The following is a 6,578-nucleotide window of genomic DNA, read 5'->3' as shown; positions in this document are numbered from 1 at the left end:
TATCGCAACAGATGATATAGGAGCAGCGACAACTTCAACTATAGTAAACATTAGTGTCAATGCACCTCCATCAGTAGCTATTACGGCTCCTTTAAATAACGCAAGTTTTACTTCACCTGCAGCTATCACGATTGATGCAACTGCCTCGGATACCGATGGTACTATAGCCAAGGTAGAATTCTTCCAGGGCACCACAAAATTGGGAGAGGATTTGAGCAGTCCCTACAGTTTTACCTGGAGTGATGTTGCGTCAGGCAACTATTCATTAACAGCTATCGCAACAGATGATAAGGGAGCAGCGACAACTTCAGCTGTAGTGAACATTAGTGTCAATGCACCTCCTGCAGTAGCAATTACAGCTCCTTTAAATAATGCAAGTTTTACCTCCCCTGCAGCCATAACTATTACTGCAACAGCATCAGATTCTGATGGTACTATAGCCAAGGTAGAATTCTTCCAGGGCACCACAAAATTGGGAGAGGATTTGAGCAGTCCCTACAGTTTTACCTGGAGTGATGTAGCGGAAGGCACCTATTCATTAACAGCTATCGCAACAGATGATAAGGGAGCAGCGACAACTTCAGCTTTAGTGAACATTAGTGTCAATGCACCTCCTGCAGTAGCAATTACAGCTCCTTTAAATAATGCAAGTTTTACCTCCCCTGCAGCCATAACTATTACTGCAACAGCATCAGATTCTGATGGTACGGTTTCCAAAGTGGAATTCTATCAAGGCACTACAAAATTGGGAGAAGATATAGATGGCAGCGATGGATGGAGCTTTGCGTGGAATAATGTGGCAACAGGCAATTATGCATTGACTGCAAAAGCCATAGACGATAAGTTAGCTGAAACCACTTCTGAAACAATCACTATTGTGGTTGGGGATCCGGTGAATGTCGCTCCTGAAGTAGCTATTACAGCTCCTGAAAACAATGCAAGTTTTACTTCACCTGCAGCCATAACTATTACTGCAACAGCATCCGATTCTGACGGTACGGTTTTCAAAGTGGAATTCTACCAAGGCACCACAAAATTGCGAGAAGATTTAGATGGCAGCGATGGATGGAGTTTTGCGTGGAATAATGTGGCAACAGGCAATTATGCATTGACTGCAAAAGCCACAGATGATAAGTTAGCTGAAACCACTTCTGAAACAATCACTATTGTGGTTACAGATCCAGCGAATGTCGCTCCTGAAGTAGCTATTACAGCACCTTTAAACAATGCAAGTTTTACCTCACCTGCAGCCATAACTATTACTGCAACAGCATCCGATTCTGACGGTACGGTTTCCAAAGTGGAATTCTACCAAGGCATCACTAAATTGGGAGAAGATTTAGATGGCAGCGATGGATGGAGTTTTGATTGGAATAATGTGACCACAGGCAATTATGCATTGACTGCAAAAGCCACAGATGACAAGGCAGCTGAAACCACTTCTGAAACAATCAATATTGTGGTTGGGGATCCAGCGAATGTCGCGCCTGCAGTAGCTATTACAGCTCCTGAAAACAATGCAAGTTTTACTTCACCTGCTTCGATCAACATTACTGCAACAGCATCAGATTCTGATGGTACAGTTTCCAAAGTAGAATTCTTTAACGGAACTATAAAATTGGGAGAAGATTTAGATGGCAGCGATGGATGGAGCTTTGCTTGGAATAATGTGGCAACAGCCAATTATGCATTGACTGCAAAAGCCACAGATGATAAGTTAGCTGAAACCACTTCTGAAACAATCACTATTGTGGTTACAGATCCAGCGAATGTCGCGCCTGCAGTAGCAATTACAGCACCTTTAAACAATGCAAGTTTTACTTCACCTGCAGCCATAACTATTACAGCAACAGCAACCGATTCTGATGGTACAGTTTCCAAAGTGGAATTCTTTAACGGAACTATAAAATTGGGAGAAGATTTAGATGGCAGCGATGGATGGAGCTTTGCGTGGAATAATGTGGCAACAGGCAATTATGCATTGACTGCAAAAGCCACAGATGATAAGTCAGCTGAAACCACTTCTGAAACAATCAATATTGTGGTTGGGGATCCAGCGAATGTAGCACCTTCAATAGCTATCACAGCACCTTTAAACAATGCAAGTTTTACTTCACCTGCAGCCATAACTATTATTGCAACAGCAACCGATTCTGATGGTACAGTTTCCAAAGTAGAATTCTTTAACGGAACTATAAAATTGGGAGAAGATTTAGATGGCACCGATGGATGGAGTTTTGCGTGGAATAATGTGACAACAGGAAATTATGTATTATCGGCAAAAGACCACAGATGATAAGTTAGCTGAAACTACTTCTGAAACAATCACTATTGTGGTTGGGGATCCAGTGAATGTCGCACCTGCAGTAGCTATTACAGCACCTTTAAACAATGCAAGTTTTACTTCACCTGCTTCGATCAACATTACATCAACAGCATCCGATTCTGACGGTACGGTTTTCAAAGTGGAATTCTTTAACGGAACTATAAAATTGGGAGAAGATTTAGATGGCAGCGATGGATGGAGTTTTGCGTGGAATAATGTGGCAACAGGCAATTATGTATTATCGGCAAAAGCCACAGATGATAAGTTAGCTGAAACCACTTCTGAAACAATCAATATTGTGGTTGGGGATCCGGTGAATATCGCTCCTGCAGTAGCTATTACAGCACCTGAAAACAATGCAAGTTTTACTTCACCTGCTACGATCAACATTACAGCAACAGCATCCGATTCTGATGGTACGGTTTCCAAAGTGGAATTCTACCAAGGCACCACAAAATTGGGAGAAGATATAGATGGCAGCGATGGATGGAGCTTTGCGTGGAATAATGTGGCAACAGGAAATTATATATTATCTGTTACAGCAATTGATAATTTAGGAGCTGTTTCAACTTCCGAAAGTGTAAATGTAATTATCAGTAACCAAGAACCTGTTTTTGAAGAGAGTTTCGTAATGTATCCTAATCCATCTTCCGACACGTCAACAATTCAATTCGTGTTGCAAGAGAATAGCAGATACACTCTGAGCCTTTACAATTTACAGGGTGCTTTTATTTATTTACTGAAACAGGGAGAGGCAGAGGCAGGAGTTCAATATACTCAGGAGTTCGACGGATCACTTTTAGCAAATGGTTTGTATCTATTGCTTCTGGAAAGCCAGAAAGAAGTTCAGACTTTTAGGCTCCTTATTAACAGATAAGATTTAAAATATAATTAATTATAATCGGGGAATATGCAAAAAAACTCCCTGATGGAGGGTTCAATTCTTCGATATTCTTAATTTTTCAAATGACCATTTAAAGTAATTAGGAAAATTATAAACTATCTCAACTTTTTCTTTCACTAACTCAATTTATGATTTCAAATTGAATCTAGTGAATCCATAGAGAATATCCATCCCTCTATTTTTAAATAATTTAATAATCAAAACTAATAATCATGAAAACTACAATTGACAAGTATTTAAATGAAGGTGTAAAACCTAAATACCATGAGGACTATATCGAGTTTGATATAACCAAAAACGCTTCTGAAGGTTTAGAAGCAAATGCTTATTATTTTAATAATTCCGAATGGGCAGAGGAATATTTAACCTACTGTCACAGGGATATTAACTTTATAAGTCGATGGAAAACAGCGCTTGGGGACTATTCTGATAAAATTGTTGTTGATTTGGGATGCGGTCCGGGTAATGTCTTTGCAAATTTTGCAGAAAAGCCTAAACTATTAATAGGTGTAGATGTGGCAGTAAATTCTTTGGAGTTTGCAAAAAAACATGGATATCTTCCCGTCCTGGCAGATGCATCCAACCTCCCATTTAAAAGTGGTTTTGCAGATACTGTAATTTTAAATGCTGCTTTACATCACTGTGATGATATGGCTGCTGTACTTTCAGAAGCAGCCCGCATCTTAAAACCCGGAGGAACTATTATTACCGATCATGATCCTCAAAAATCTGCTTGGAATTATAAAGGTTTGGCGTTATTACTTTGGAAAAGCAGAACGCTGGTTTATAGATATACCGGCCATGGATTTCATAAGGAAAAGGGACAACAATATTGGGCTTTAAAAACGGAAATACATCATAAACCTGGCCGCGGTGTTTCAAAAGAGCTTTTTGAAAAGAGCCTTAAACTACATGGTTTTGATGTAAAAATTTACCCTCATAACCATACTGTAGATACCAAAATTTTTGATGGAAATATTGGCAAAGCCGCATTTAAATATAGATTAGGCAATTTTCTTTCCGGGAGAAATCCAAATTCTCAATTTAGTGCACTTACTTTGATGTGTGTGGCCAGAAAAAATATGGATGCTGCAATTCCCATAAATATGGTTTAAAAAACCGGATAACCTTTAATTATTATAAAGCTGACTTGCTTTATATTCCCATGTGGAAGTTTTTTTCCAACTTCTACTGGAGGAGGTAATATAATATTTGAAGAACCAAATATTCGGTGTCAACTTAAACCTCTGTTTCTATACCTTTTATAGTTTCATTAAATGATGCTTAAATAAGGTAATAAGGATAGTTCTTCCAGTGCATTTAAAAATTTTCAGGCAATGGCAAGCATTGCAGCTGATGAATTAGGTTTTGGCTGCTTCAATACTTGAAATTAACAATTTTATCCAGAGGTAATTTTTTTTCAAACAATATCAATTTATTAGATGCCAAAACATTCACAAAGACTGTCTAGGTTAAATTGTCACTTTCACTAAACCTCTATATAATATTATCTATGAATTTAAAAATTATCAGTTTTATTGTGTGTAGTTTGATTCTCCACGGAATACGCGGGTAATCTCTTGAAAGAAAACCGGTTAGATTTGGGTATAGAGGCTGGCATTAATTTTTCACACATAAAATTCTCAAGGGGAGCTATTTCTTGGGAAGTTCCAGAGAAAATTAATTTTGGCAATATTCTGACTCTAAATCAACTACCTCGTCTCGGGTACCCGACCATTTCCAAAGTCTTGCCCTTGCGCCAAGGTTACCTACCAGACTGGCCAAAGCCCGGCGCAAGCTTTGGTTGCGCTGTTCTCGTTCTTGCTGGGTGGGATGAAGCTGTTGCGGCTATTCTTGGGCATTTTTTGGTAATTAGGGAGGCATTCTTTTAAAGAGGTTTTTTTCTTCTTTGACATATTGTTTTCGCCAAACATAACTTTATGAAAAAGTGTGTGCGTAATTGCCGGTTAGAGGCGCAAGCATATATTGCGCATTCGTGAGAAATCTTTCCATTTCATTGAGCACATTTAGGCATTTGAAACCACCTTCCACAAAATCCTAACCAAGTATTTCTTGCAATCCTCGGCAGTTTTGAACCAATCAGAGAAATCTAGGGGTTTTGATTCTTGAATATAAACCATAATATTCCTACTTTTATTGGCCTTTAAGATATATATTTAAATACTGCCCCCTATAGAATTATATTTAATAAAGCTGAAAGGATGATTTTTTTAAAATTTTAAGTTATCAAAAATTCCTGCTTATGCTATACCCCATTCTAACTTATATTTTAATATATAAATAGATGATATATGTATAAGCGCACACCTGATTATCCTCCACATATAGAATCTTATTTTGGTACAGATAGACCACTATGGTCTGTAATGATTCCTGTTTACAACTGTTTCAATTACCTAGAAGAGGCTTTGGAAAGTGTACTTAAACAAGCTCTAGAAATTGAGTTAATGCAAATTGAAGTAATTGATGATTGTAGTACAGATGGTAACGTTGAAAAACTTGTTAATGATATTGGTAAGGGGCGGGTTGCTTATTACAGGCAAAAAGCAAACTCTGGGAGTTTAAGAAATTTTGAGAGTTGTATTAATCGTTCCAAAGGAGAATATATACATCTCTTACATGGCGACGATAGAATAGAAACTGGTTTTTACGAAACAATAGGAACCTTGTTTCAGGATTATCCTGAAGCAGGCGCAGCGTTTACTAATTTTAACTACATAGACCATAAAAGTGATATTGTTTCCGTCAAAAATGAAAGCATATTAGGCACGCAAGGCCTAATTCCTAACTTTGTTAATAAAATTGCATTTAGGCAACTTATACAGCCTCCTGCGATAGTCGTAAGGCGAACCACTTATGAAAAATTAGGTAGTTTTTATGCCGTTCATTATGGGGAAGATTGGGAAATGTGGACTAGAATAGCATCCAAATTTCCGATAGCTTATTCTCCTCAATATTTAGCGTCTTATAGATTTAACCACGATACTGGCCTAAGCCATGAAAGTTTTCGTACCGGTCAAAATGTTACAGATGTGATGAAGGTAATAAATATAATTCAAAATTATTTGCCTGAACATAAGCGATCAAAAATAAAAAAGGCTTCTTTGGTATACTATGCAAAATATTGTGTGAAAGTTGCCAACGGTCTGTTACTCAATAACAAAAAAGCTGCATTTCTGCAAATTAAGGGAGCTTGGAATATGAATAAGGATTTTACCACGCTTTATTGGATAATTCGCTTTTATGGCATGTATATTATAAGGTATAAACAAATTGAAAATATAATTCGAGGTAGAAAAAAAGAACACAATTGAAAAGAACATTTTA

General features: G+C 37.7%; 4 protein-coding genes. All 4 read left to right on the top strand.

All coding sequences use genetic code 11. The annotated features are described in order from the left end of the window. On the top strand, positions 1 to 2,296 hold a 2,296-nt coding region (locus tag GILLI_RS09595; protein ID WP_040506557.1), incomplete at its 5' end, for an Ig-like domain-containing protein. Then, the gene (locus GILLI_RS09590) at positions 2,268 to 3,203 is read left to right on the top strand and encodes an Ig-like domain-containing protein (protein ID WP_006988911.1); all 936 of its coding nucleotides are present in this window, start codon (positions 2,268 to 2,270) and stop codon (positions 3,201 to 3,203) included. The genes GILLI_RS09595 and GILLI_RS09590, both read left to right, overlap by 29 nt. 239 nt (positions 3,204 to 3,442) lie before the next feature. After that, positions 3,443 to 4,345: a class I SAM-dependent methyltransferase gene (locus GILLI_RS09585; protein WP_006988910.1), complete on the top strand. Its 903-nt coding sequence runs from the start codon at positions 3,443 to 3,445 to the stop codon at positions 4,343 to 4,345. A gap of 1,197 nt (positions 4,346 to 5,542) precedes the next feature. After that, positions 5,543 to 6,565, top strand: coding sequence for a glycosyltransferase family 2 protein (locus tag GILLI_RS09575; protein WP_006988909.1), 1,023 nt, complete (start codon positions 5,543 to 5,545; stop codon positions 6,563 to 6,565). The last annotated feature ends 13 nt before the right edge of the window (positions 6,566 to 6,578 follow it).

Origin of the sequence: Gillisia limnaea DSM 15749 (assembly GCF_000243235.1) — a bacterium.
Lineage (GTDB): Bacteria > Bacteroidota > Bacteroidia > Flavobacteriales > Flavobacteriaceae > Gillisia > Gillisia limnaea.
This window is presented reverse-complemented; position numbering and strand designations above follow the sequence as displayed.